Source organism: Methanofollis sp. UBA420, assembly GCF_002498315.1.
GTDB lineage: Archaea > Halobacteriota > Methanomicrobia > Methanomicrobiales > Methanofollaceae > Methanofollis.
The window spans coordinates 319,061-341,884 of record NZ_DAGX01000002.1 but is presented as its reverse complement, the minus strand read 5'-3'; the positions used below and the strand labels follow the sequence as shown (position 1 = coordinate 341,884).

The window sequence follows — 22,824 nt, the reverse complement described above, 5'->3', positions numbered from 1 at the left end:
CTCTCTTCCCCGGTCCTATCCTAGATCGGGAGTCTGGGGGCGTTAGTCCCCCAGTCCCGGGTGTGGGGAAGGCGGTGGATCGGCACCTCTCCTCTTCTTCAGATATCCCGGCAGATCTTCTCTCTCCACTCCTAAATGATCGCAACAACCTCCCCCCCAAAAAAATCCACAACCTTATTCTTTGAAGAAGGAGAAAAACGCCTTATGAAAAGCCCTTTTCATATCATGCTCATTCCCACCCTGGGCTGCCCCTCCAGGTGCAAATATTGCTGGAGTTCTGAGGAAGGGTCGCCCCGCATGAGCATCCAGACCGTCGGGGAGGTGGTCGCCTGGCTGAAGGACTTCAGGGACAACCAGGTCACCATCACCTTCCACGGCGGCGAACCCCTCCTTGCCGGTGCCGACTTCTACAGGGAGGCCCTGCCCCTCCTCTCCGACGGTCTTGCTCACCTCACCCCCACCTTCGCCCTCCAGACCAACCTCTGGAAACTCACCCCGGAGATGGCCGAGATCTTTGCCCGGTACAACATCCCCATCGGGTCGAGCATCGACGGCCCGGAGGAGATCACCGACAGCCAGAGGGGGGACGGCTACTTCGCGAAGACGATGCAGGGCTACACAATCGCACGGGAGCACGGCCTCAACGTCCGCTTCATCTGCACCTTCACCTGCAAGTCGGTGGAGCACAGGGACGAGATCTTCGACTTCTTCCTGAAGAGCGGCCTGACCCTCAAACTGCACCCGGCCCTCCCGTCCCTCCGCGACAAAAACCCGGAGGAGTGGGCCCTCGCGCCGGAGACATACGGCGACCTCCTCGTCTACCTCCTTGACCAGTCCCTCGACCACCTGGGCGAGATCGAGGTGATGAACATCACCGACCTCTGCAAGTGCGTCCTCACCCGCCACGGCAATGTCTGCACCTTCGCCGACTGCATGGGCAGCACCTTTGCCGTCGGCCCGGACGGGAGCATCTACCCCTGCTACCGCTTTGTCGGCATGCCCGCGTACGTGATGGGCCATGTGCGTGACCGCCCGACGAGGGAGGACCTCGCCGCCTCCCCGGCAGGGCAGAGGATGCAGCAGTTCAAGGCGTACGTGGACGAGCACTGCAAGGAGTGCAAACATATCAGGTACTGCCGGGGCGGGTGCCCGTACAACGCCATCGCCCCGACAGACGGCGAAGTCCGGGGCGTCGACCCCCACTGCGTCGCCTATGCAAAAATCTTCGACGAGATCAACGACCGCCTCAACAGGGAGATGTTCGAGTCCTCCCCCTTCCTGGAGATGGGCGGCGGCAGACCGGCGCAGAAGAAGGGCGCAAGGCCCGGTATCATGGCCCTGATGCGCCAGATGGTCATGCGGTAGAGACTGTACGAGGCTGGAAAAGAGTTTTCACCCTGCGACACTCCCCTCATTTTTTTGATTTATTCATCTGATCGTCTGGTCATCTCAGTGTTTCGCCCCGGCATAGGTGGTCATTTTTCAGTGGTGTCAGCGTCGTGGTCGTGCCTCAGGAAGTGAGGTCATCAAGTATCCATCAAGTACAAAAAAATCGTGTAAATCCGCAGGAAAATACAGATTGCTGTTTTTTTGCTGACATTAATCTCTCTGAGTAAGTGCTAAGACCATGGGTTCATCATGTGGACAATCCCGGAATCATCGCCGTCCACCTATGACCGGATCATGATCGGCACACCGACCACCACTGATGGACTGCAAAAAATACTGTGCAAAACAACTCATTCTGACAGGAAATGCACCGCAAAGCGGGCGACTGTGACCGGCAAGTCAGCCCTCACGCAAAAAGAGGTATAGGACGGGGAAAAGCCATCTCACCCGATCACCACATACGCGAGCACCGACAGCAGAAACGCCACCAGGAGCACCGCAAGGGAGAGGGGCGGTATGAAGATGAGCATCGCGTTCACCGTGCTCGCAAGTTCCGAGATACGGTTCGACCCGAAGACCAGCACGTCCTGGCACCACCCGGTGGCCGCCGCCACCTTCGCCTCCGCCAGGTCGTCGACCGCCGCCTTCACCGCCTCGGCCGCATAGGGCGCGAGCGTCTCCGGCGGGACACGGAGGCCGACCGGGTTCTTGCCGCTGATCGTGTTGACGCTATGGGAGTCCGAGGTCATCACCTCGCACTCGTCCACAAGACCCCGCACCGCCTCGAAGACCGCCGGGCGGAGGGCCTCGACCGTGTTGTTCCCGTCGAAGAGGATATATGCCGTCTTCTGCCCGGTGCACTCGACGACCAGGGCCTGGACGCCGATGTCGCCGATCCCCTGTTCGCGCGTGAACGGGAGGACGACCCGCCCCACACCTGCCCTGAAGGGGTGGACGGCGCCGCCCGCCGCCCCTGTGATCCCCTTCCCGGCCGCGGCGAGGTACTCGTTGCCGACAGCCGACCCGAGATGGACAGGGGACGCCACCTCTGCCATGCAGTTGTGGGCGTCCACAAAGGCGCAGTGCGCAAAGTGGCAGTGGGCCTCGGCCATCACCGTCATCCCGATCGCAAAGTCCAGGTCCTCGGTCTTCTGCGGCCAGCGCGTCGAGACCATCAGGAGAGCGTCGCCGAGAGGCTGGCAGAGAACCTCCACGGAACCGCTGCCCGTACGATACGACCGCCCGGCGAAGGGCGCATACCTGGCCCCGTCGAGGGACTGTCGCATCGCCGCGATGATCTTCTCCGCCTCGGACTCGGAGACCAGGTTGAAGTCATGGGTCGAACACCCGTGGGCCGTGAGCACCTCCTCCTCGAAGGCGTCGTGGATCGACCGGGTCAGCATGCTGCCGCCGATCTCGCCCATCGGGCCGGGATGGACATTCGGAACCGTGAAGAGGATGTCCTTCTTCCCCTCCCGTCTGAAGGCGAGAGTCACCTGCGGGACCGAGACCTCCTCCCCGATCTCCTTGAAAAAGTCCTCCATGCTCTTCGAACCATCGGTCATGTGCTCGATGAAGGTGTTGATGAAGTTGAACGCGCTGATATGGAAGGCCTTGTTCAGCGGCCTCTCGACAAACCAGACGAAGAGCAGGCACCCGAACCCGAAGACCAGGTGGAGGACCACACCGAGGACCAGGTAGCCCGGCCCGAAGGGAATGCTCGCAAAGATGATGCCGAGAGCGCTCTGCGGCAGCGCCGGGAGGAAGACGCGGGAGAGGCGGTAGTCGGCAATCGCCGCCATGACAAGCAGCCTGATCGCGAAGACAAAGCCCATCGCTATCGCGAAGGAGAGGGGGAGCAGGTCGGCGTACCCCACGACGACCGGCAGAACGGTGATGATGATCGCAAAAACCGTCCCTGCCGCAGCAAGCAGGGCGGAACGGTTCCAGGTGATCATCTTTCCCCTGCTCCGGATCAGGGGCCTGGTGAGGAGAGTCGCCAGGACCGCCGGGAGGGTGAATGTAAGAGTTCCGAAGAAGGGATAGACCCATCCGGCCCGGAGACTGGCCGCATCGATGAGGAGACCAAGGAGGATAATGATCCCGAGAGACCGCGGCCATGCCGGGGCGGTGAAGATGTACCGGGAGAGCCCGGCCATCCTCACGTCGCTGCCCGTATTTGTGTCATTCATACGAATCCCTTGAGGATCAGTTCGTGCCGCCCTGCCTCCGACCTCCGTTCGCCGGAGGCGTAGGTGAGCGGGCGGGAGAAGAACGGTGCATTGAGGGTGAGGGTCTCGTATTCACCTCCCTCCCCCGCAGGATTGATACGGTACCGTTCTTCAAGGGCGAGGAGACGGTCCACCGTCGCTCCGTCGATGTGCATGCCGAGGAACTCCTCGGTGAGACCTTCGGCGGCGCAGACCACGATGATGGCATCGAGACGTGCCGCCACCTCGCGGAGGAGTGCCGCATAGTCCATGTGCCAGAGAGGGGCATAGAGACGGACACCAAGGCGCCCCGCGATCGCCTCCAGGCGGGACCGCTGATACGTCGAGGCGACCGCGCCGGTGATCAGGCCCTCGATATCGAGGTTTGCAAGACCCTCTTCCATTTCAAGAGTCTCTTCCTCTTTCTTCCCGGCCGATGCGATCTCGTAATACTCCATGCCCGCCACCTCGGCCATCACGCGGACGGCGTCGAGGTTTGCCGAGTGGAACATGTACGAGTGCGGGTTCGCCGGCCTGACAGTCACCAGGGTCGTCACCTCAAGGCCGGCGTCGATCGCCTTCTGGACCGCAAGGACCGAATCCTTTCCCCCTGATGTCAGCGCTGCCCATGCCATGTTATGCCTCCTTTTCGATGGGTCCGAAGTACTGCGCGTGCCGCCCTGCCATCCTCTCCCAGGTCGGGAGATTGGTCTGGCACCCGACCTGCTCGACGACGAACGACGCTGCCGTCGTCCCGATCGTGCAGCAGCGGAGGGGTGCGTACCCCCGCTGGTACGCGGAGAGGAAACCCGCCCTGAAGGCGTCGCCGGCCCCTGTGGGGTCGGCCATCTCCACCCGGATCGCCGGGACCATCTGCTTCTCGCCGCGGACGCAGAGCATGCACCCCTCGGCGTCCATCGTGATGACCGCGATCTCCACCCTCTTTGCCAGGTCGGAGACGTTTGTCCCGAGCACCTCGGCCATCGTCGCCGCCTCGTGCCTGTTCGCAAAGAGGATGTTGATATTGTCCAGGATCGTCTCGAACTGCTCCCGGGAGTACTTCAGGATGTCCTGACCCGGGTCGAAGGACGCAAACTCGCTCTTTTCCGCGACCCTGACATTGAAAGATGGGTCGGCCGTCGCCATATGCACGAACTCAAGCGCCGGGGCATCGGCCTCGGCAAAGACCGCCGAAGCCCCCCAGTCGAAGTAGGTGATCTGGTCGCCGGCAAGGTCGTTGAACATGAAGGCTGTCGCCGTCGGCCTGTCAGGGACAAAGAAGAACTGGCGTTCAATGCCGAGTTCCTCCATCCGCCTCTCGTACGCGCTTCCCGGAAAATCAGATCCGACCGCGCTCACCAGGGTGCACCGTTCGCCGAGAGTGGCGATGCCTGCCGCGATGTTTGCCGCCCCGCCGCCAAAGAAGATCCGGTGGTCAAGGGTGTAGGTGGAGGTATGTTTCTCGGGAAAACGGGGTACCCGGCAGATGTGGTCGATTGCTGTATGGCCGACGACGCTGATCATGACTCCTGCACATCCGTCACTTTGAGCGGCACCGTACCCAGTGCCCTGCCGATGACCGACTTCGCAATCCGTGTTGCGTGTTCGGTGGACTCGGCATTGAAGACCTTCATTTCAAGGGTAAGGCCCACAAGGGCCGTGTTGGCCACGACAAGCGCGCAGTTCAGGTCTTCTTCGCAGAACGGGCACTGGATCGATCCGGCTTCGACCTCGACAAACTTTGCCGAGGGGTTGAGATGCTTTCCTGCCTCGCTGATCGCTATGCCGATGGCGTCGTCAAGGGACTTGACGTCCTTGATGACCCATGCAGATTCAAGTGTAACGCAATAATCGGTCATGATATTACCAGGTCTCTGTGTGCACGTGCTCGCCGACCGGCATCCTTTCTGTCCGTGCGGCAGGGACTGCTCCCTTCCCGACTGCAAGGAGTGAGATGGGGCGGATATGGGCCGGCATGTTCAGCACTTCCCGCACCGCATCGTCTTCAAACGCCCCGGTCCAGCAGGACTGGAGGCGGAGGGCATGCGCCGCGAGCATCATGAATGTACAGGCAATGGTTGCGTCCTCAAGAGCATAAAGAATGCCCCGCTCCCCATAGCGGGACATCGATCTGACATAGTTGGCGCAGATCACAAGGATGACCGGCGCTTTTTCGATATGCTCCTGGCCGAATGCCGCTTCGGCAAGGGCTTCGCGCTGGTCCTCGGACCTGACGACGATGACGTCCCATGCCTCCATGTTCCCGGCACTCGGCGCCGCCGATGCGGCCTTCAGGATGGAGGATATCTCCTCTTCGGTGACGGGTTCGTCCCCGTACTCCCTGACAGACTGGCGGGACTCGAGGAACGCGAGGAATTCAGAGGAGTCCATGTGCGGCGAGCGCCTCCCAGGACTCCTGAGCAACGGTTGTGGCGGCAGAGACTGCCTCTGCGACCTTCGGGATCGCCTCGTCGAGGTTCCCTCCTTCAACCATTGATATTGTTGCATTCAGGGCCTCAATGGCCTTCGGGAAAGATGCGTGGTGCGTGCTCTCGCGGGCGAACTCGATCTCCGATCTGATCCCATCGAGCATGAGGAGCACCATCTTTTTTCCACCTGCCTTCTCGATCTCGGAAAATCCGGTCAGGCCGGCGATAAGTTTTGAAGCGAGAATCAGTTCTGATTTCGCTCTTTCGCCGTATTGATAGTTCAAAACAGCAGTCTTTGGATCCATACATTGAATGGATGCCGGAGATATAAAAGATGATTCGGGAGGTGATCCCGCTGATTATCTCGACTTCTGCTTCACGCCCAGTGCCGAGACCTTTGCACGCGCCATGCGCCTGCGGATCTTGGGGTCGGCAACTTTCGGCTGTCCACGGGCACCGCCCCTGCCGCCGCGACGCGGGCCGCCCCGGCCGCGTCCCTGCTGGCGTTCTGCCTGAGCGACGATCTTCCTGAGTGCTGCTGCCGCCTTAAAGCGCTGGTTCGGTCCCGGCTTCTTGAAAGTCGCCTCTTGTGCTCTGACCAGGCGGATCTTGCCTGAGACATTCTTCACCTGTGCCCAGGTGGTGGTTCCTGTTTTTCCCATAATCGAACTCCCTATATATTTACTCAGCCGGTGGTTTAAAGATGTTGCTCAGATCACCCGCGAAATTTCGGACCTGAGCACCTCGCTCACTTTCTTTCCGTCGACTTTGCCGCGGGCCTCGTCCATGACAAGTCCCATCAACGGGCCGAGGGCACGCATGCCCTTCTCGGTGACGAATTCCATCCTCTCCGCGACGATCTTCCTGGCGATCGCGGCGAGTTCTTCGTCTGATATGCCGCCGGCGTGGCTCTCGATCACCTGTGCCGCGGCCGTCCCGGCTGCGATCTCTGTGAGGATCTCCGGGATCGCCTCCTTGGCGACGGTCTCTTTTTCCACGGCAAGTAGGACGGCAAGCACGTCGTCGTTTGATACCTTTTCGACGGCGACGCCGTCGCGTCCCAGTTCCTTGAGGGTGGCCAGGATCGTCCGCGCGGCCAGGTTCGGCCTGATGCCGGCGTCGATCGCCGCCCTGAAGAGGGGCAGGCTTTCAGAGTAGGCGACCTGCCGGGCGACGGCCGGGTCGAGGCCGAGGTCGCTCTCGAAGCGCCGTGCCAGGTCGGAGAGGAGTTCGGGCACCCTGACCTTCTCCCAGAGGGCGTCGGTGATCGCCACCGGAAAGACATCGGTCTCCGGGTACATCCGTGCGGCGCCGGGCAGGGGCCGCATGTACGCCGTGCTCCCTTCTTCGAGCATCTTCCTCGTCTCCTCGGGGATACCCTCGAAGGCGAGGCGGGCGCGGTGCCGCGCCTGCTTGACGCCGCACGCGGTCTTCTCCTTCGAGCCGGAGACCAGGATGATCGCGTCCTCGTCGGCGACGCCGAGGTGCTCGCGCAGGCGGGCCACCTCCTCCGCGGTCACGCCGTAGGCCGGGAGTTCGTCGGTGTGGAAGATGCCGCCGAGGCCGCATTTCTTCACGTAGTCGGAGATCTCGGAGCCGAGGCGGCGGCCGGGCTGGATCTCCCGGCCCACCAGGCCTGCGAAGCCGGGGAGGACGAAGGCCCTGATCATCTTCGCCTTCTTCAGGATCGAGGACTGTGTCCCGGCAAAGAGGGCGGTGACGTCATAGGTCTCCTCGCCGACCGAGGCCTGGCGGGCGCGGAGTTCGTCGCGGATCGCGAGCAGGTTCACCTGTCTCTGCACCTCGCGGCGGACGACCTCGGCGATGAGGTCGAGTTCCTGCACGCCCTTGATCTCGACCCGCGCCCCGTCCCTGATCGAGACATTGATGTCCTGCCTGATGGTGCCAAGGCCCCTCTTCACCGCGCCGGTGGAGCGGAGGACCATGCCGATGTACTCGGCCGTCGTCTGCACGTCCTCCGGGGTGTACATGCAGGGGGAGGTCGTGATCTCGACGAGGGGGATGCCGAGGCGGTCGAGGGAGAAGGTGTCCCCTTCGACGCGCTGGGCCGCCTCCTCCTCCAGGCAGATCGTCTCGACTTCGCCGCCGTTCGGCAGGACGCCGCCCATGGCGACGAGGGCCGTCCTCTGGAAGCCGCTTGTGTTCGAGCCGTCGATGACGAGCTTGCGCATCGTGTGCACCTGCTCGACAGGGTGCATCGCGAAGGTCTTCGCCACCTGGAGGGCGATGCCGAGGGCCTCCCTGTTCATCGGCGCCGGCGGTTCCTCATCGTTCTCCACGAGACAGGTGGTCGGGTAGGTGAGGTAGTGGAACTGCCGCCTGTCCATCATCTCCTCGGCCGCCGCACGGTCGATCTCGCCCATCTCGGAGACGGTCGCGTGGAGGTACCGGAAGAGTTCGCCTGTGTGCTCCTCCGTCTTCTGGAGGGTCGTCGGGCAGTGGCAGAAGAGTTTCTCCGCGGTGTCGAGTTGCTGGTGGATCTCGATACCGGCCTTGAGGCCGAGGGCCTTAAAATCCATAGTCTGACCTCCTCCTGATCTCGCCTTTCAGGTCGGTTGCCATCATCTTCCCTGCCTTCTCCTGGTCTTTTTCGTTCCCGAGCACCCACATCATCTTGGTGAGGGCGGCCTCGGGGAGCATGTCCTCTCCCTCGATCACGCCCGCGGCGAGGAGGTCGCGGCCCGTGTCATAGACCCGGTCGCAGACCCGGCCGTTGAGGCACTGGGAGGTCATGACGACGGTCGTGCCGGCGTCGACGAGGTCTTTCAGCGCCCCGATGCAGGCGGTGGAGACGTGGCCGAGGCCGGTGCCGGCGATGACGAGGCCCTTGTAGCTCTCGTACGCCCCGATCATCTCGGGGGCCATGCCCGGATAGAAGTAGAGGAGGCCGCAGTGCTCTTCGAGGCTGTCCTTCAGCACGGGTTCGGTCTCCCGCCGCCGCACCGCCTCGTCGGAGAGGGTGATGGCGAGGGACGGGTAGGCCACGCTCCCGATCGGCGCCATGTCGTGGCTCTGGAAGGCGTCACGCCGGGAAGTGTGCATCTTCCGCACCCGCGTCGCCCTGTGGACGGCGCAGGCGTCGTCGTTGGTGGTGGCGTGCATCGCCACCGCCACCTCGCCGAGGTCGCTCCTCGCGACAGCCGCGGCGCAGAGGCCGTTTATGATGTTGTCGCTGCTCGGGCGGTCGGCCGAGCGCTGGGAACCGACGAAGACGACGGGCACCGGGGTGTCGAGCATGTACGAGACGGCGGAGGCCGAGTAGGCCATCGTGTCCGTGCCGTGGGTGACGATGACGCCCTCGGCGCCGTCCTTGATCGCGGCGTGGATGGCCCGCGCCAGGTTCTGCCAGATCCTGGGGGTCATGTTCTCGGAGAGGATGGTGGCGAGCACCTCCGAGCGGTACCTGGCCAGGGAGGAGAGGCCGGGGATCGCGCGGAGGATGTCGTCCGCGGTGAACTGGCTGGTCACCGCTCCCGTCCGGTAGTCGATCTTGGAGGCAATCGTCCCGCCCGTGGAGATGATCGCAAGTTCGGGGAGGGTGTCGTCCTGCGTGACGACGGGCGCCGCCGGTACTGCCGGTGCCCCGGCCGCCTTCACGCGGCTGCAGGTCGCCATCTCCACGCCGATGTTGTATCCGCTCTTCAGTTTGAGGACCGCCATGCCGTCGCGGTCCGTGATATAGGTCCCTTCCACCGGGTGGCCCCGGCAGGACGCGGCGACGAGGTCGCCGGTCGCGAATGTTTCACTCATGCTCTGCCAGCCTCTCTGCTTCTGCAATCAGCCGGGTGACTGCCGTATTCTCGGCCTCCCTGCGGGAAGAGACGAGGGCCATGTCGGCCGCAAGTTTTTCCTTCCTCTCGGTGCAGGCCCGTCCTGTCTCTGCCGGCGCCGGGCCGCCGATGGCCCCGCGCTCGGCGACGGAGACCGCCGGGTCGAGGGCCGACGCGATCCGATCTGTGGTGAGGCCGCGCTCCCTGAGGGAGAGGCCTGCCACCTCCTGTGCCGCCGCTTCGAGGGTAGCAAGGTCGAGGGCACCCATCTTCACGGCCCTGCCAACGATGGAGTGCGCCGTCCTGAAGGGGAGGCCAAACTCCCGCACCATGACGTCGGCGAGTTCGGTCGCGGTCGAGAAGCCCTTCCCGGCCTCCTCGGCCATCCTCTCGGTGTTGAAGGTGGCGGTCCTGATCAGCCCGGCGAGCACGACAAGACACTCCTCCGCCGCCTCGACGCCCCGCCAGAGGTGGGGGGTGAGTTCCTGGAGGTCGCGGTTGTAACTCATCGGCAGGCCTTTCGTGATGGTGAGGGCCGAGACGAGCGCCCCAGCTACGGTCCCGGTCCTGGCACGCATGATCTCGGCGGTGTCCGGGTTCTTCTTCTGGGGCATGATCGAACTCGTCGAGGAGTAGCCGTCGGCGAGGGTGACGAACCTGACGAAGGCGGTGCTCCAGATGACCATCTCTTCGCAGAGGCGGCTTGTCGTTGCGGTCATGGTCGCACAGGCCGAGAGGGCCTCGAGGGCGAAGTCCCGCGCCGATACGGCGTCCATGGAGTTGCCCATGGGGCGGTCGAAGCCGAGGAGGCTTGCCGTGTACTCCCTGTCGACAGGGAAACCCGTCGAGGCGAAGGCGGCCGCACCGAGGGGGCACTCGTTCAGCCTGCCATACGCGTCGGCGAGACGGGCGAAGTCGCGGGAGAGCGCCTGCTCGTAGGCGAGGAGGTGGTGGGCAAGGGTCGTCGGCTGCGCGTGCTGGAGGTGGGTGAAGCCTGGCATGATGGTGGAGAGGTGCGCTCCCGCCGTCTCCAGCAGGACGCCCCGCAGGGTGCAGGTCTCCTCCATCAGGGCGACGAGTTCCCGGCGCAGGCGCATCCTGATGCAGGTCGCCACCTCGTCGTTCCGGGACCTGGCCATGTGCAGGCGGCCGCCGAACTCCTCGCCGACGCGGGCGATGAGCATCGCCTCCTTGCCCGCGTGGATGTCCTCGAACCGTTCGTCATAGGCCTCAGCCGGGATGCCGTCCCGGTAAAAGCCGAGGAGAGCACCCATCAGCGCATGTGCCGCCTCGCTGTCGATGATACCCTGTTTCCTGAGCATCAGGAGGTGGGCCATGTCCACCAGCACGTCCATATCGGCGATCCAGTGATCGGCCGTCATGGAGGAGAGGAAGTGCATCACCTCTTCCGGGCGGTCGTCACTGAGTCGGCCCCGCCGCACCAGATCGCGTTGCATTGTAGGGAGGGTGGGGTTTTAGATGAAATGAATCTGTGGGGACGACCGAAGGGCGTCGAGAAAATCTATGATTTTCGTGAAGACCGAAGGGCGTCCTGATGCCGGGGGGAGGGAGATGTGATGAGGCGTCTGAGTGTATGGGGAGGGGAGTGTACCGGTGTCTCTTCCGGGGAGCTGCCGCTCGAAAATCAAAGATTTTCTTGATTCACTCCGTTCATCCTTCCAGCCCCCCTCCATTAGGATGGGAGGTGGCGGGCAATCTTCTCTCAGGATCTCTGCTCTGTCTTCCCCGGCCCTATCCTGGATCGGGGGTCCGGGGGCGTCAGTCCCCCGGCCTGTGTTTTGGGGAAGGCAGTTGATCGGCGTCCTCCCAGTAAACACTCGCGGGCAGGAGGTTACACCACCAGATATCTACTCTGGATTAGTCCCGGGAAGAGCGAACATAGTATTTGGTATTCCGAAGAAGGGACCGACGCCTCCCGGTGTAGGGACTCTCACGTGTCCTGCGCGAACCCTCTCACATCCACGCCTTCCGCGCCGCCGTTTCGATGGCGCGCTGGACGCTGTCTTTCGGGATGATCGTCGTCACCGGGATACGGACCAGGTGCTCGATAGTGGACGATGCGATAGGGGCGCAGACGACGGCGAGCGCGCCCTCGCGCTCGGCACGCACCGCGGCGATGAGGGTGTCCTCGAATGTGTGGACCGGGTACTCGCGGACGCGGATCGGCTGACCGTCGATCGTGACGGTCCTCTCCTGTATGGACTCAAGGACATAGCGGGCTGCGATGAGACCGATGAAAGCCTCGCCCGACGGCTGGGAGAAAGACCTGACGGCATTTGCAATTGCCCGGAGGGTCGGGAGGGTCGGCGACCTCTTGCCGGTGAGGATCTTGTACAGGGTGCTCTGGGCGATCCCGCTCCTCTCCGAGAGTTCGCGCACGCTGATCCGCAGATCTGTCTTCAGGATATGGTTGAGGGTCTCGGTGAAATCGTCGTCAGATATGAGGGCCGCCTTGAGGAGGCGGTCGATGGGGTCTGCCTGGATCATGTACTTCTGTTTGTGCAAACGAAGACGATGAATGTTTCTTCTTGTCCACAGATCCTGCCCCCTAGGAGGGGACAGGGATGGAGTTTCACATGACAACCGGGTAATCGGAGTCCAAATTTTTCCCCATCGTACAGGTGAAAAGGGCAGGATAATGACCTATAAATATCCTCGGGGCCACCAGTACGCTCATGGCAAAAAAGATGCTTGCCGCAGCCCTCCTCTTCGGGCTTGCGGTTATTCTTCTGGCAACCGGATGCGTCTCCGAGGAGACGCCGAAGACCGAAGCAGCGGAGGTCGGCATTACCTACACCCAGGGCGTCGGCCCGATGCCGATGCTCCTCTCCACAGGCGAGATCGACGGATACATCGCCTGGCAGCCCATCGTGGAAGTCGCCCCGTTAAGCGGCATCGGAAAGGTCGCCTCGTACTCGCAGGACCTCCCCCCCGCGGGGATGTGGAAGGACCACTCCTGCTGCGTGATCGCCGCCCGTGACGACTTCACCGCGGACCACCGCGACGTCGTCAACGCCATCAGCGCCCTCGGCATCCTGGGCAACCAGTACGTGAATGAGCACCAGAACGAGTCCGCCGAGATCGTCGCCGACTGGCTCGTCGGCAAGGGCAACTTCACCTACGGCGACGTCTCGGTGAACTCTGTCGACGTCCTCGAACAGGCGATCCCGACCATCAAGTTCACGAGCGAACCCTCCGCACAGTGGCAGGACGGCGTCATGCTCTTCGTCGACGCCCAGTCCGACCTCGGCTACCTCACCGGCTCGTTGAAGAACGCCACCCCTGAGGAACAGAAGGCCCTGCTCTTCAACACCCAGCCGTACACCGACGCAAAGGCGATGCTCGATGCAGGAAAGATCGCCACCCCGGCGAAGCTCGACAAGCCCCTCGGCATCGGCTACCTGATGTCGGACCACCATGCCTCGCTCTTCGTTGCGATCAAGAAGTGGGAGTACTTCGACCAGACCTACGGCATCGCCCTGAAGCCGAAGGACCCCACCCAGACCAGGCCCGAGAACCTCGAACTGATCATCAATGGTGAGAAGATTGCCGACGTCTCTCTCGTCTCCGCCGCCGCCGGTCCGGCCCTGATGCAGCTTGCCGCGACAGACAACATCCAGATGGCATGGGTCGGCGCTCCGCCGGCGATCAGCGCCATCGACAAAGGAACACCTATTAAGATCCTCCAACCCGTTAATACTGAGGGATCCGGACTTGTCGTCGCTGCATCCGCACCGGTTAACGACTGGCCGACCTTCGCTGAATGGGCGAAGACGAGAGCTGCCGAAGGCAAGCCGCTGAAGATTGCGGCCCCGCTGAAGGGCTCCATCCAGGATGTCATGCTCAAGTTCGCCCTGAAAGACAGCGGACTGGTGGTGAAAGAAGTCTGATGAAGACAACGGAATCGGCGAAGAGAAAACGTACAGGAACAGCGTTTCTTGGGAGGAGGGCCATAGGTGCCGCCCTTCCCATTTTACTCATCATTGGCTGGGAGATTGCAGCGATACTTATCGACAGCGAGTTCATCCTGCCGCGGGTGGAGTCGGTGCTCGCCATCCTCGCCGCCCCCACCGTTGACATCCTGGGCAGCGGGAGCCTCATCGACAACGCGCTCCTCTCCATTGAGCGCGTCCTCCTGGGCTTCGGCCTTGCGGCGGCCGTCGGCATCCCGATCGGCATCGTGATGGGCTACTGGAGAGGGGCCGAGAACTTCCTCGACCCGACGATCCAGATCTTCCGCCCGATCCCGCCGCTGGCCTGGATCCCGCTCGCACTTGCATGGTTCAAGACCGGGCTCGTCTCGATGACCTTCATCATCTTCATCGGTGCGGTCTTCCCTGTTCTGCTCAACACAGTCGACGGGGTCAAGTCGGTGAACAGGACCTGGGTCGAGTCGGCGTACACCTTCGGTGCGAGCCAGGCCCAGATCCTCAGGAAGGTCATCTTTCCGGCGTCCCTGCCCACGATCTGGACCGGCCTCCGGGTCGGCTTCGGGATCGCGTGGATGTGTGTCGTTGCGGCCGAGATGCTCCCCGGAACGACCTCAGGTCTCGGGTACCTCATCATGTACGCCTACAACTGGGGCCAGTCCCAGGTGATCATCGCGGGCATGATCGTTATCGGTCTGATCGGCCTTGGCATCGACGGCCTCTTCAGGGCCATTGAAAACAGGGAGTTCAGGTGGAGGGGGATGGTCAGATGAGCCTCTCCATCGAGCATGTCTCAAAGGTCTTCACCAACGAGATGGGGGAGGAGGTCATCGCACTCGGCGACATCTCCCTCGACGTGAAGGACGGCGAGTTCATCTGCATCCTCGGCCCCTCTGGCTGCGGCAAGACGACACTCCTGCGGATCATCGCGGGGCTCGACAACCCGACCGGCGGCCGGGCTTCGATCAACGAGAAGGAGATCGCCGGGCCGACACCCGAGATGGCGATGATCTTTCAGGAGTACTCGCTTTATCCCTGGCGCACGGTCCTCGACAACATCGCCTTCGGGCTTGAGGTGCAGGGCGTCGGGAAAGAGGAGAGGTATGCGCGGGCAAAAAAATACCTTGCCCTGGTGGGCCTCGATGATTTCGAGCACAGCCACCCGTACGAACTCTCCGGCGGCATGCGCCAGCGCGTGGCCGTCGCACGGGCGCTCTGCGTCGAGCCCCAGGTGCTCCTCATGGACGAGCCCTTCGGGGCCCTCGATGCCCAGACCAGAAACACGATGCAGAGAGAACTGCTTGAGATCTGGGAAAAGACCGGAAAGACGGTGATCTTCGTGACGCACAGCGTCGACGAGGCCGTATATCTCTCCGACAGGGTTGTCGTCCTCTCCCCGAGGCCCTCCCGCGTGCAGGAGGTCATCCCCATCAAGGTGCCGCGGCCGCGTGACCGCACCAGTGTCGAGTTCGCGCAGGTGAGGAGGTACGTCCTCTCCCTGATCCAGGGAGGCGAAGAAGCCTCCCAGTAACCTTTATTAAGCAAAATAACCATGTTATAAAGCACTAACTTACGGCGAGGCGTTGTGAGGTATGGTACGAAAACCAGGAGTAATGTATAGAAATCTCGCCAAGAAGGCCTACACCCGGCGAGAATATATGGGCGGTGTCCCCGGCAGCAAGGTTGTTCAGTACGACATGGGCGACCCGAGTGGTTCTTTCCCTCTTGAGATCACCCTTGAAGTGCTCGAATCCTGCCAGATCCGTCACTCCGCTCTTGAAGCGGCACGTATTAACATTAACAGGCGCCTGATGAAGGAGGTGGGACGTTCGAACTACTATCTCAAGCTCCGCACCTACCCCCACCATGTGCTTCGTGAGAACAAGCAGGCAACCGGCGCCGGTGCAGACCGTGTGTCGGAAGGTATGCGTCTTGCATTCGGCAAGGCCGTCGGCACTGCCGCCCGTGTCATCCCGGGCCAGAAGGTCTTCACCGTCTGGACCAACCCGCAGTACACGGACAAGGCAAAGGACGCCCTCAAGCACGGCGGGTACAAGCTCCCTGCGCCGACCCGCGTGGTTGTCTTCGAGTGAAGCAGGACGAAATTTTCTTCCTCTTCTTTTCTTTGCCGGAGGGGCGGCGGGAATGAGATATTTTTTTAGCGGCCCCTCCCCCATACTACTCAATGATAGAGAGAGCGGCATCCGGCCTTTCCGGGGCAGTCGCATCTGCTACCTATTCTGCGTTCCTAGAAGCCGAAACGTCGATTCCAGCAGACGTACGGCGCGCCCTCGCACGGGCCCGCGACCGGGAACAGAGTGCAACCGCCCGCACCCAGTTTGAGAACATCGAGGAGAACATCAGGTATGCGGAGGAGCACGGGCTGCCGATATGCCAGGACACCGGCGTCCCGGTCGTCTATCTCACCATTCCCCCGACCGTGCCCTTCAGCCGCGACCTCTTCGACGCGGTCGCCGATGGAGTGAGGCGGGCGACACGCGAGGTCCCACTCCGCCCCAATGTCGTCGACCCCCTCACCCGGGAGAACAGCGGCGACAACACAGGCGACGGCATGCCCGCGGTTCATGTGATGCCCGGCGACGACCTGACCGTCACCGTCCTCCCGAAGGGGGCCGGCGCGGAGAACTGTTCCCGGATCAGGATGCTCCTCCCCTCCGAGGCCGGGGAGATCGCGCGGTTCGTTGCCGAGACCGCGCTCCTTGCCGGCGGCCGCCCCTGCCCGCCCGTCGTCCTCGGTGTCGGTATCGGGTCGACCTTCGACGGTGCGGCAGCCCTTGCAAAAGAGGCGCTCCTCCTGCCCATCGACGAGATGACCTCGTTTGAGCAGGAGATCTGCGACGCCGTCAACGCCCTCGGCATCGGTCCGATGGGCCTTGGCGGGGACACGACGGCCCTCGCGGTGAAGGTGAAGACAGGGGCCTGCCACACCGCGTCCCTGCCCGTGGCGGTCAATGTGCAGTGCTGGGCATGCCGGCGAGCGACCCGCCGCGTGGAGGTGGAGGAATGATCCACCTCGCCACGCCTCTCGGCGACGAGGTGCTCGAACTCCGTGCGGGGGACGCCGTCACCCTCTCCGGGACCGTGTACACGGCGCGGGACGAGGCGCACCAGAGAATGATGGAGGAGGGCATCCCCTTCGACCCGCAGGGCGCCGCGGTCTATCACTGCGGCCCGGTGATCGGGGAGGGCCGGGTCATCGCCGCAGGCCCGACCACCTCGGCACGGATGAACCGCCTCTCAGGCTTCATTCTCGACGCGGGCGTGCGCGCCCTCATCGGCAAAGGGGGCATGGGCCCGGAGGTGCGGGAACAGTTGCGTGGCCGCGGCGTGTACCTCGCCTTCACCGGCGGGTGCGCCGCCCTCGCCGCCGCCAGGATGACCCTGAAGGGCGTCTATTTCGAGGACCTCGGCATGGCCGAGGCCGTATGGGAGATCGAACTCGACCACCTCCCCCTGATCGTCGGGATCGACGCCCACGGCGGCGACCTCTTTGGCGACGTTGACCGGAAGGCAAAAATACAATTTGAACGGCGGTTCAATACATAAATCGGACCGGATATATGAAGCTCATCATCGACGAGACCAGGTGCAAGGGCTGCAACCTCTGCACCCTGGTCTGCCCATACAGGATATTTCAGGAGGGCACGGCGCCGAACAGGCGGGGCATCGTGGTCCCGACCCTCGACCGTCCTGAGCGCTGTACCAACTGTCGCCTCCAGAAGCTCTACGGGCGGGTGCTCTGCGGCGTCTGCCAGATGATCTGCCCGGACCAGGCGATCCGGTGGGTCGAAGAAAAACCCTTTGAGCCCGAAAAGGTGGTGATTGAAGATTGACGCGGCTTGAATTCATGCAGGGGAACACGGCCTGTGCCGAGGGGGCCCTTGCCGCCGGCTGCCGGTTCTACGGGGGCTACCCGATCACGCCCTCGACCGAGATCGCCGAGCACATGGCGCGGAAGATGCCGAAGATCGGCGGGGTCTTTGCCCAGATGGAGGACGAACTCGCCAGCATCGCCTCGGTGATCGGCGCCTCCTGGACCGGGGCGAGGGCGATGACAGCCACCTCGGGGCCGGGTTTCTCCCTGATGATGGAGAACATCGGCTATGCGGTCATGACAGAGACGCCGTGCGTCGTCGTCGACGTCCAGAGGGGCGGGCCGAGCACAGGCCAGCCGACCCGCGCCTCGCAGGGCGATATGATGCAGTGTCGCTTCGGCTCGCACGGCGACATGAGCATCATCGCGGTCAGCCCTGCCTCTGTGCAGGAGATGTACGAGCTCACGGCAAAGGCCTTCAACCTCGCCGACCGGTACCGCGTCCCGGCCTTCGTGATGGCCGACGAGATCATCGGCCATATGCGTGAGAGGATCGAGGTCCCGGACTGTGTCGAGATCGTGCCGCGGCGCCCCCTGGAGAAGGGCGCCCTTCCCTTTGCGCCTGGCGAGGACGACGTGCCGGGTTTCCCGGCATTCGGCCACGGCTATGGCGTCCACGTCACCGGCCTCACCCACGACGACCGCGGCTACCCCTCCTCGACCGACCCCCATGTGCACGAGCGCCTGGTGCGCCGTCTTGTCGGGAAGGTAGAGGGTGCGAGCCGCGAGATCGCCGACTACGAGGTGACAAACCCCGACGCCGAGGTCGTCTTTGTCTCGTACGGCGCCCCGGCCCGGTCTGTGGCGCAGGCCGTCAGGGACCTGGACGACGAGAGGGTCGGCCACCTCAGGCTGAAGGTGGTCTGGCCCTTCCCCGACTTCGCGCTTGCGGCATTCAAAAATGCCCGCGTCTTTCTGGTGCCCGAACTGAACCTCGGCCAGATAGAGAGGGAGATCGCCCGCCACACCGCGGTCCCGGTCGTCCCGGTATCCGAGATCGGCGGCGAACTGCACACGCCAAAACGCCTCATCGCCACGGCGGAGGGATATCTGTGAACTATCAGGACTGGCTGCGGGCCGACCGCCTGCCCCATATCTACTGCGCAGGCTGCGGTAACGGCACGGTGATCAACTGCACCCTCAATGCCGTGAACCAGATGGGCTGGGCCCCCGAGGACACGGTCTTCGTCTCCGGCATCGGGTGCTCCTCCCGTGCTCCCGGCTACATCATCACCGACTCCCTCCACACCACCCATGGGCGGGCGATCCCCTTTGCGACAGGCGTGAAACTCAGCCGCCCCGACCTCCATGTGGTGGTCTTCACCGGCGACGGCGATCTCGCCTCCATCGGCGGCAACCATTTCATCCACGGGTGCCGGCGGAACATCGACCTGACGGTCGTCTGCATGAACAACTACATCTACGGCATGACAGGCGGGCAGGGGAGCCCGTGCACGCCCCTCGGGGCCGTCACGACGACGACGCCGTACGGCTGCCACGAACCCCCCTTCGACCTCGCCTCCCTTGCGGTGGCGGCAGGCGCGAACTATGTCTCCCGCTGGACCTCGTACCACGTGCAGGAACTGACGCGCGCGGTGAAGGCCGGCCTGGAGACGCCGGGCTTCTCCCTCATCGAGGCGGTCGTCCAGTGCCCGACCGGGTACGGGCGGCGGAACAAACTCCGCGAGGCGCAGGACATGATTGCCTGGATGCGCGACCATGCGGTGCTCCTGAAGAGATGGAAGAGGATGGAGGAGGAGGGCACCCCCCACGACCCGACGACCTTCCCTGTCGGCGAGTTCGTGCGGCGGAACCTTCCTGTCACGGGGGTGCCGAAATGAGGCACGAAGTCCGTTTCTCCGGTTTCGGCGGCCAGGGGATCATCCTTGCGGCCGTGATTCTCGGCCGGGCCGCGGCCATCCACGACGGCAAGTATGCCGTCCAGACACAGGTCTACGGACCCGAGGCCCGCGGCGGGGCCTCGATGAGCGCCGTGGTCATCGACGACGACCCCATCCTGTACCCAGAGGTGACAGAGCCCGACATCTACGTGATCATGTCGCAGGAGGGCTTCCTGAAGTACGGGAAGGGTGCCCCGGCAGGTGCCCTGATGCTCGTCGACGCGGAACTCGTGCAGGACAGGCCAGGGTGCCGGTACCACGAGATCCCCTCGACCTACGAGGCAAAAAGCACTCTTAAAAAGGTGATCGTCGCAAATATTGTGATGCTCGGGGCACTGGTGGCGACCACCGGCGTCGTCTCCGAGGCGGCGATCGAAAAGGCCGTCCTCGATTCAGTCCCGAAGGGCACCGAGGACCTCAATATCCGGGCTTTGAAGCTCGGGTTCGACCTCGGCAGAAGGAGCATGAAAGATGAAACTGCTTGAGTTTGAAGCAAAAGAACTCTTCAGAGAGGAAGGCATCAGGGTGCCGAAGGGCCTCCTTGTCAGCAAGCACGAGGAGATCCTCCTCCACATGGATGAAATCGGTGACAAAGTCGTCGTCAAGGCGCAGGTGGACGTCGGCGGCCGCGGCAAGGTAGGCGGGGTCCTGATGGCCGATGCCGCCAATGTCGTCGAAACGGCGCGGCACCTCTTCCACACCCCGATAAAGGGCGTCCCTGTCTCCCGCGTCCTCATCGAGGAGCGCCTCCCGATCGAGCACGAGTATTATGTCTCCATCGCCATCGACCGCTCGAACAAGCAGCCCGTCATCCTCTTTGCCGACGCCGGCGGCGTCGAGATCGAGCAGACCGCGAAAGAGAGCCCTGACGCGATCCGGAAGGTCACCTTCTCCCCCCTCCTCCCCGACGTCCCGGGTTTCCTTCTCAGGGAACTCACCGGGAACGCCCCTGCGGGCGTGCGGGAGATGATCAACAAACTCTATCATGTCTTCTGCAAGAAGGACGCCCTTCTCGCCGAGATCAACCCGCTGGTCACCACGCCGCAGGGCGTCTACGCGGCCGACGCAAAACTGATCGTCGACGACAACGCCCTTGCCCGCCAGGGCATCGCGGTCAACCGCGACCTCACAGAGCGTGAGAAGGAGGCCGAGAAGCACGGCTTCTCCTATGTCGAACTCGACGGCGCGATCGGGGTCATCGGGAACGGTGCCGGCCTTACCATGTCGACGCTCGACCTCATCGAGCACTTCGGCGGAAAGGCCGCGAACTTCCTGGACGTCGGCGGCGGCGCCGACCAGGAGAGGGTGAAGTATGCGGTCAGACTCGTCGCGGGCATGCCTGCGGTGAAGGTGATCATCGTCAACCTCCTCGGCGGCATCACCCGGTGCGACGAGGTCGCCCGCGGCATCATCGAGGCCGGCGTCGAGCAGGAAGTCATCGTCAGGCTCGCCGGCACGAACGAGGACGAGGGGAGAAAACTCCTCGCGGAGAAGGGATATCGGATGCTCGGGAGCATGGACGAGGCTGTCAGGGCCGCGGTGGAGGTGACGGCATGATCTACGGAGACAAAAACACCGCCGTCATCGTGCAGGGCGCCACAGGCAAGCAGGGCTCCTTCCACATCAAACTCATGAACGAATACGCGCGGGAGGTCGGCGGAAAGGGCGTCGTCGCCGGCGTCACGCCCGGAAAGGGCGGCCAGGAGGTCTGCGGCGTCCCGGTCTACAATACCGTGAAGGAGGCCCTTGCCGAGCACGACGCAACGGCGAGCGTCCTCTTCGTCCCGGCCTCGGCGGCCGGCGACTCGATCATGGAGGCCGCCCATGCGGGCCTCGACCTGGTCGTCGCGATCACCGAGCACATCCCTGTCCACGACGCCATGAAGGCGGTCGCCTATGCAGACCTCTCGGGCTGCAGCGTCATCGGCCCGAACTGCCCCGGCCTCCTCTCGCCCGGCGAACTGAAACTCGGGATCATGCCCTCCCACCTGTACACGCGGGGGCACGTCGGCGTCATCTCCCGGAGCGGCACCCTCACCTACGAGGTCGTCGACGAACTGACGAAGGCGGGCATCGGGCAGTCGACTGTCGTCGGCATCGGCGGCGACCCTGTCATCGGCCAGACCTTTGCCGATGTCCTGGCCCGCTTCGAGGATGACCCGCAGACGAAGGCCGTCGTCCTCATCGGCGAGGTCGGCGGCAATCTGGAGGAGGAAGGGGTCAGGTCGACCGACCTGCCCATCGTCTCCTATATCGCCGGCGTCACGGCTCCGCCGAACAAGCGGATGGGCCATGCCGGTGCGATCATCGAGGGCGGCGAAGGAGACGCACGCTCCAAGATCGAGAGGCTGAAAAAGATGGGTGTGGCGGTTGCCTCGCGGCCGTCAGAGATACCTGGCATGATCCGTGGCTTACTATGAATGACGAACTGCTGATGCGGGTGGCCGCCGAGATCGCGGAGGATATCGGGGCGAAGGCGATCGTCTCCTTCACCCGCCCCTGCACCTGTCTCTCCAGGGTGCCCCTGATCTGGGTGCAGGACCTCCAGCTCGACATCCTGAAAGACCTCTCGATGAACGAGATCGTCTCGGTCTGCGAGCAGCACATGCTCGACGCGGCCGTGCAGATATATCTCACCCGCCGTTTCGAGGACGGCAACGTCGTCGCGGTCTTCCCGTACGCGATCCTGGTCTACGACCTTGAACGCGCCAAAAACTTTGTCGACCTCAAGAACTACGAAGACATCGTCCCTAGGGAGGTGATGTACGCCGTCCTCAACCTGGCGATGGAGATCGCGATCGAGGGGCGGGAAGGCCGGAGGATCGGCACGGCGTTCGTCATCGGCGACGACGAGGAGATCGGCCGCCACTCCCACCAGGCCATCCTGAACCCGTACAAGGGGCATGACGCCGCCTTCAGGGACATCAAGAACCGCGAGAACTGGGAGAGCGTCAAGGAGTTTGCCCAGCTCGACGGCGTCTTTGTCGTGAACAGGAACGGCCTGATCTGTGCGGCGGGCCGATACATTGACGCGAATGCGAAGGACGTCAACCTCCCCGGCGGCCTTGGGGGGCGGCACCGGGCGACGGCGGCGATCACCCGCCTGATCCCCGCGGTCGGCATCACGGTCTCGGAGAGCGGTGGCCTGGTCAGGGTCTTCAGGGACGGGGCGTGCACGATCACGATCCGGTCCGAGATCAGGATCACCGGGTGAATTTCTTTTTTTCATCGCTCACCAGAGCCGAAAAAAGGGGGAGGT

At 63.3% G+C, this 22,824-nt stretch carries 25 protein-coding genes; 14 read left to right on the top strand and 11 right to left on the bottom strand.

Going from position 1 to position 22,824, the window contains the following annotated elements:
- Nucleotides 1-204 precede the first annotated feature (204 nt).
- A complete protein-coding gene (locus tag BP869_RS01760; protein WP_342676328.1) occupies nt 205-1,365 on the top strand; it encodes a TIGR04083 family peptide-modifying radical SAM enzyme in 1,161 nt (386 codons plus the stop codon).
- 467 nt (nt 1,366-1,832) lie between these two features.
- On the opposite strand, the gene BP869_RS01755 is transcribed toward BP869_RS01760, so the two are convergent.
- The 11 genes from BP869_RS01755 to BP869_RS01705 all read right to left on the bottom strand — a co-directional run bounded on the left by BP869_RS01755 (nt 1,833) and on the right by BP869_RS01705 (nt 12,327).
- A complete protein-coding gene (locus tag BP869_RS01755; RefSeq protein WP_342676326.1) occupies nt 1,833-3,581 on the bottom strand; it encodes a DUF2070 family protein in 1,749 nt (582 codons plus the stop codon).
- Entirely contained in the window at nt 3,578-4,234 is a 657-nt protein-coding gene (locus BP869_RS01750; RefSeq protein ID WP_342676324.1) for a diphthine--ammonia ligase, read from the bottom strand. Before BP869_RS01750 ends, BP869_RS01755 begins: the two co-directional genes overlap by 4 nt.
- Nucleotide 4,235: 1 nt before the next feature.
- Nucleotides 4,236-5,123: a carbohydrate kinase family protein gene (locus BP869_RS01745; RefSeq protein ID WP_342676322.1), complete on the bottom strand. Its 888-nt coding sequence runs from the start codon at nt 5,121-5,123 to the stop codon at nt 4,236-4,238.
- On the bottom strand, nt 5,120-5,458 hold the full coding sequence (locus BP869_RS01740; protein WP_342676321.1) for a DUF555 domain-containing protein: 339 nt from the start codon (nt 5,456-5,458) through the stop codon (nt 5,120-5,122). Before BP869_RS01740 ends, BP869_RS01745 begins: the two co-directional genes overlap by 4 nt.
- A gap of 4 nt (nt 5,459-5,462) precedes the next feature.
- Entirely contained in the window at nt 5,463-5,990 is a 528-nt protein-coding gene (locus BP869_RS01735; protein ID WP_342676319.1) for a nitroreductase family protein, read from the bottom strand.
- A complete protein-coding gene (locus BP869_RS01730; protein WP_342676317.1) occupies nt 5,977-6,204 on the bottom strand; it encodes a hypothetical protein in 228 nt (75 codons plus the stop codon). Before BP869_RS01730 ends, BP869_RS01735 begins: the two co-directional genes overlap by 14 nt.
- Nucleotides 6,205-6,387: 183 nt before the next feature.
- On the bottom strand, nt 6,388-6,690 hold the full coding sequence (locus BP869_RS01725; protein ID WP_342676315.1) for a DUF5350 family protein: 303 nt from the start codon (nt 6,688-6,690) through the stop codon (nt 6,388-6,390).
- A 48-nt stretch (nt 6,691-6,738) separates the two neighbouring features.
- A complete protein-coding gene (gatE, locus tag BP869_RS01720) occupies nt 6,739-8,568 on the bottom strand; it encodes a Glu-tRNA(Gln) amidotransferase subunit GatE (protein WP_342676313.1) in 1,830 nt (609 codons plus the stop codon).
- A complete protein-coding gene (gene gatD, locus BP869_RS01715) occupies nt 8,558-9,799 on the bottom strand; it encodes a Glu-tRNA(Gln) amidotransferase subunit GatD (RefSeq protein WP_342676311.1) in 1,242 nt (413 codons plus the stop codon). The genes gatE and gatD overlap by 11 nt, the downstream gene beginning before the upstream one ends.
- Complete coding sequence (gene argH, locus BP869_RS01710) at nt 9,792-11,276, bottom strand: argininosuccinate lyase (protein WP_342676309.1); 1,485 nt, start codon at nt 11,274-11,276, stop codon at nt 9,792-9,794. Before argH ends, gatD begins: the two co-directional genes overlap by 8 nt.
- Before the next feature lie 517 nt (nt 11,277-11,793).
- Nucleotides 11,794-12,327: a helix-turn-helix domain-containing protein gene (locus tag BP869_RS01705; protein ID WP_342676307.1), complete on the bottom strand. Its 534-nt coding sequence runs from the start codon at nt 12,325-12,327 to the stop codon at nt 11,794-11,796.
- A 188-nt stretch (nt 12,328-12,515) separates the two neighbouring features.
- On the opposite strand from BP869_RS01705, the gene BP869_RS01700 reads away from it, so the two are divergent.
- The 13 genes from BP869_RS01700 (at nt 12,516) to BP869_RS01640 (ending at nt 22,779) form a co-directional block, all read left to right on the top strand.
- Nucleotides 12,516-13,730, top strand: a complete 1,215-nt coding sequence (locus tag BP869_RS01700; RefSeq protein WP_342676306.1) for an ABC transporter substrate-binding protein — start codon at nt 12,516-12,518, stop codon at nt 13,728-13,730.
- On the top strand, nt 13,730-14,542 hold the full coding sequence (locus BP869_RS01695) for an ABC transporter permease (protein WP_342676304.1): 813 nt from the start codon (nt 13,730-13,732) through the stop codon (nt 14,540-14,542). Before BP869_RS01700 ends, BP869_RS01695 begins: the two co-directional genes overlap by 1 nt.
- Nucleotides 14,539-15,300: an ABC transporter ATP-binding protein gene (locus BP869_RS01690; RefSeq protein WP_342676302.1), complete on the top strand. Its 762-nt coding sequence runs from the start codon at nt 14,539-14,541 to the stop codon at nt 15,298-15,300. The genes BP869_RS01695 and BP869_RS01690 overlap by 4 nt, the downstream gene beginning before the upstream one ends.
- 61 nt (nt 15,301-15,361) lie before the next feature.
- Entirely contained in the window at nt 15,362-15,862 is a 501-nt protein-coding gene (locus BP869_RS01685) for a 50S ribosomal protein L16 (RefSeq protein ID WP_342676300.1), read from the top strand.
- 92 nt (nt 15,863-15,954) lie between these two features.
- Nucleotides 15,955-16,797: a fumarate hydratase gene (locus tag BP869_RS01680; protein ID WP_342676298.1), complete on the top strand. Its 843-nt coding sequence runs from the start codon at nt 15,955-15,957 to the stop codon at nt 16,795-16,797.
- Nucleotides 16,794-17,336 (top strand): FumA C-terminus/TtdB family hydratase beta subunit, encoded by a 543-nt coding sequence (locus BP869_RS01675; RefSeq protein ID WP_342676296.1) that lies wholly within the window; start codon nt 16,794-16,796, stop codon nt 17,334-17,336. The genes BP869_RS01680 and BP869_RS01675 overlap by 4 nt, the downstream gene beginning before the upstream one ends.
- A gap of 14 nt (nt 17,337-17,350) precedes the next feature.
- Nucleotides 17,351-17,623 carry a ferredoxin family protein gene (locus tag BP869_RS01670; protein WP_342676294.1) on the top strand — a complete coding sequence of 91 codons (273 nt, stop codon included), beginning with the start codon at nt 17,351-17,353 and terminating at the stop codon, nt 17,621-17,623.
- Nucleotides 17,620-18,720 carry a 2-oxoacid:acceptor oxidoreductase subunit alpha gene (locus BP869_RS01665; RefSeq protein ID WP_342676292.1) on the top strand — a complete coding sequence of 367 codons (1,101 nt, stop codon included), beginning with the start codon at nt 17,620-17,622 and terminating at the stop codon, nt 18,718-18,720. Before BP869_RS01670 ends, BP869_RS01665 begins: the two co-directional genes overlap by 4 nt.
- A complete protein-coding gene (locus BP869_RS01660; RefSeq protein ID WP_342676291.1) occupies nt 18,717-19,505 on the top strand; it encodes a thiamine pyrophosphate-dependent enzyme in 789 nt (262 codons plus the stop codon). The genes BP869_RS01665 and BP869_RS01660 overlap by 4 nt, the downstream gene beginning before the upstream one ends.
- Nucleotides 19,502-20,050: a 2-oxoacid:acceptor oxidoreductase family protein gene (locus BP869_RS01655; protein ID WP_342676289.1), complete on the top strand. Its 549-nt coding sequence runs from the start codon at nt 19,502-19,504 to the stop codon at nt 20,048-20,050. The genes BP869_RS01660 and BP869_RS01655 overlap by 4 nt, the downstream gene beginning before the upstream one ends.
- Entirely contained in the window at nt 20,037-21,122 is a 1,086-nt protein-coding gene (locus BP869_RS01650; RefSeq protein ID WP_342676287.1) for a succinate--CoA ligase subunit beta, read from the top strand. The genes BP869_RS01655 and BP869_RS01650 overlap by 14 nt, the downstream gene beginning before the upstream one ends.
- Nucleotides 21,119-21,985, top strand: coding sequence for a succinate--CoA ligase subunit alpha (gene sucD / locus BP869_RS01645; RefSeq protein ID WP_342676285.1), 867 nt, complete (start codon nt 21,119-21,121; stop codon nt 21,983-21,985). The genes BP869_RS01650 and sucD overlap by 4 nt, the downstream gene beginning before the upstream one ends.
- Nucleotides 21,982-22,779: a DNA integrity scanning protein DisA nucleotide-binding domain protein gene (locus BP869_RS01640; protein WP_342676283.1), complete on the top strand. Its 798-nt coding sequence runs from the start codon at nt 21,982-21,984 to the stop codon at nt 22,777-22,779. Before sucD ends, BP869_RS01640 begins: the two co-directional genes overlap by 4 nt.
- The last annotated feature ends 45 nt before the right edge of the window (nt 22,780-22,824 follow it).

What these genes read in the sequence shown, in the direction of transcription:
- sucD (WP_342676285.1), top strand. Translation starts at nt 21,119, where the DNA reads ATGATCTACGGAGACAAAAACACCGCCGTCATCGTGCAGGGCGCCACA.
- BP869_RS01745 (WP_342676322.1), bottom strand. Translation starts at nt 5,123, where the DNA reads ATGATCAGCGTCGTCGGCCATACAGCAATCGACCACATCTGCCGGGTA.
- BP869_RS01640 (WP_342676283.1), top strand. Translation starts at nt 21,982, where the DNA reads ATGAATGACGAACTGCTGATGCGGGTGGCCGCCGAGATCGCGGAGGAT.
- BP869_RS01705 (WP_342676307.1), bottom strand. Translation starts at nt 12,327, where the DNA reads ATGATCCAGGCAGACCCCATCGACCGCCTCCTCAAGGCGGCCCTCATA.
- BP869_RS01650 (WP_342676287.1), top strand. Translation starts at nt 20,037, where the DNA reads ATGAAACTGCTTGAGTTTGAAGCAAAAGAACTCTTCAGAGAGGAAGGC.
- BP869_RS01695 (WP_342676304.1), top strand. Translation starts at nt 13,730, where the DNA reads ATGAAGACAACGGAATCGGCGAAGAGAAAACGTACAGGAACAGCGTTT.
- BP869_RS01680 (WP_342676298.1), top strand. Translation starts at nt 15,955, where the DNA reads ATGATAGAGAGAGCGGCATCCGGCCTTTCCGGGGCAGTCGCATCTGCT.
- BP869_RS01670 (WP_342676294.1), top strand. Translation starts at nt 17,351, where the DNA reads ATGAAGCTCATCATCGACGAGACCAGGTGCAAGGGCTGCAACCTCTGC.
- gatE (WP_342676313.1), bottom strand. Translation starts at nt 8,568, where the DNA reads ATGGATTTTAAGGCCCTCGGCCTCAAGGCCGGTATCGAGATCCACCAG.
- BP869_RS01740 (WP_342676321.1), bottom strand. Translation starts at nt 5,458, where the DNA reads ATGACCGATTATTGCGTTACACTTGAATCTGCATGGGTCATCAAGGAC.
- BP869_RS01725 (WP_342676315.1), bottom strand. Translation starts at nt 6,690, where the DNA reads ATGGGAAAAACAGGAACCACCACCTGGGCACAGGTGAAGAATGTCTCA.
- BP869_RS01685 (WP_342676300.1), top strand. Translation starts at nt 15,362, where the DNA reads ATGGTACGAAAACCAGGAGTAATGTATAGAAATCTCGCCAAGAAGGCC.
- argH (WP_342676309.1), bottom strand. Translation starts at nt 11,276, where the DNA reads ATGCAACGCGATCTGGTGCGGCGGGGCCGACTCAGTGACGACCGCCCG.
- gatD (WP_342676311.1), bottom strand. Translation starts at nt 9,799, where the DNA reads ATGAGTGAAACATTCGCGACCGGCGACCTCGTCGCCGCGTCCTGCCGG.
- BP869_RS01735 (WP_342676319.1), bottom strand. Translation starts at nt 5,990, where the DNA reads ATGGACTCCTCTGAATTCCTCGCGTTCCTCGAGTCCCGCCAGTCTGTC.
- BP869_RS01655 (WP_342676289.1), top strand. Translation starts at nt 19,502, where the DNA reads ATGAGGCACGAAGTCCGTTTCTCCGGTTTCGGCGGCCAGGGGATCATC.
- BP869_RS01755 (WP_342676326.1), bottom strand. Translation starts at nt 3,581, where the DNA reads ATGAATGACACAAATACGGGCAGCGACGTGAGGATGGCCGGGCTCTCC.
- BP869_RS01700 (WP_342676306.1), top strand. Translation starts at nt 12,516, where the DNA reads ATGGCAAAAAAGATGCTTGCCGCAGCCCTCCTCTTCGGGCTTGCGGTT.
- BP869_RS01690 (WP_342676302.1), top strand. Translation starts at nt 14,539, where the DNA reads ATGAGCCTCTCCATCGAGCATGTCTCAAAGGTCTTCACCAACGAGATG.
- BP869_RS01730 (WP_342676317.1), bottom strand. Translation starts at nt 6,204, where the DNA reads ATGGTGCTCCTCATGCTCGATGGGATCAGATCGGAGATCGAGTTCGCC.
- BP869_RS01750 (WP_342676324.1), bottom strand. Translation starts at nt 4,234, where the DNA reads ATGGCATGGGCAGCGCTGACATCAGGGGGAAAGGATTCGGTCCTTGCG.
- BP869_RS01675 (WP_342676296.1), top strand. Translation starts at nt 16,794, where the DNA reads ATGATCCACCTCGCCACGCCTCTCGGCGACGAGGTGCTCGAACTCCGT.
- BP869_RS01760 (WP_342676328.1), top strand. Translation starts at nt 205, where the DNA reads ATGAAAAGCCCTTTTCATATCATGCTCATTCCCACCCTGGGCTGCCCC.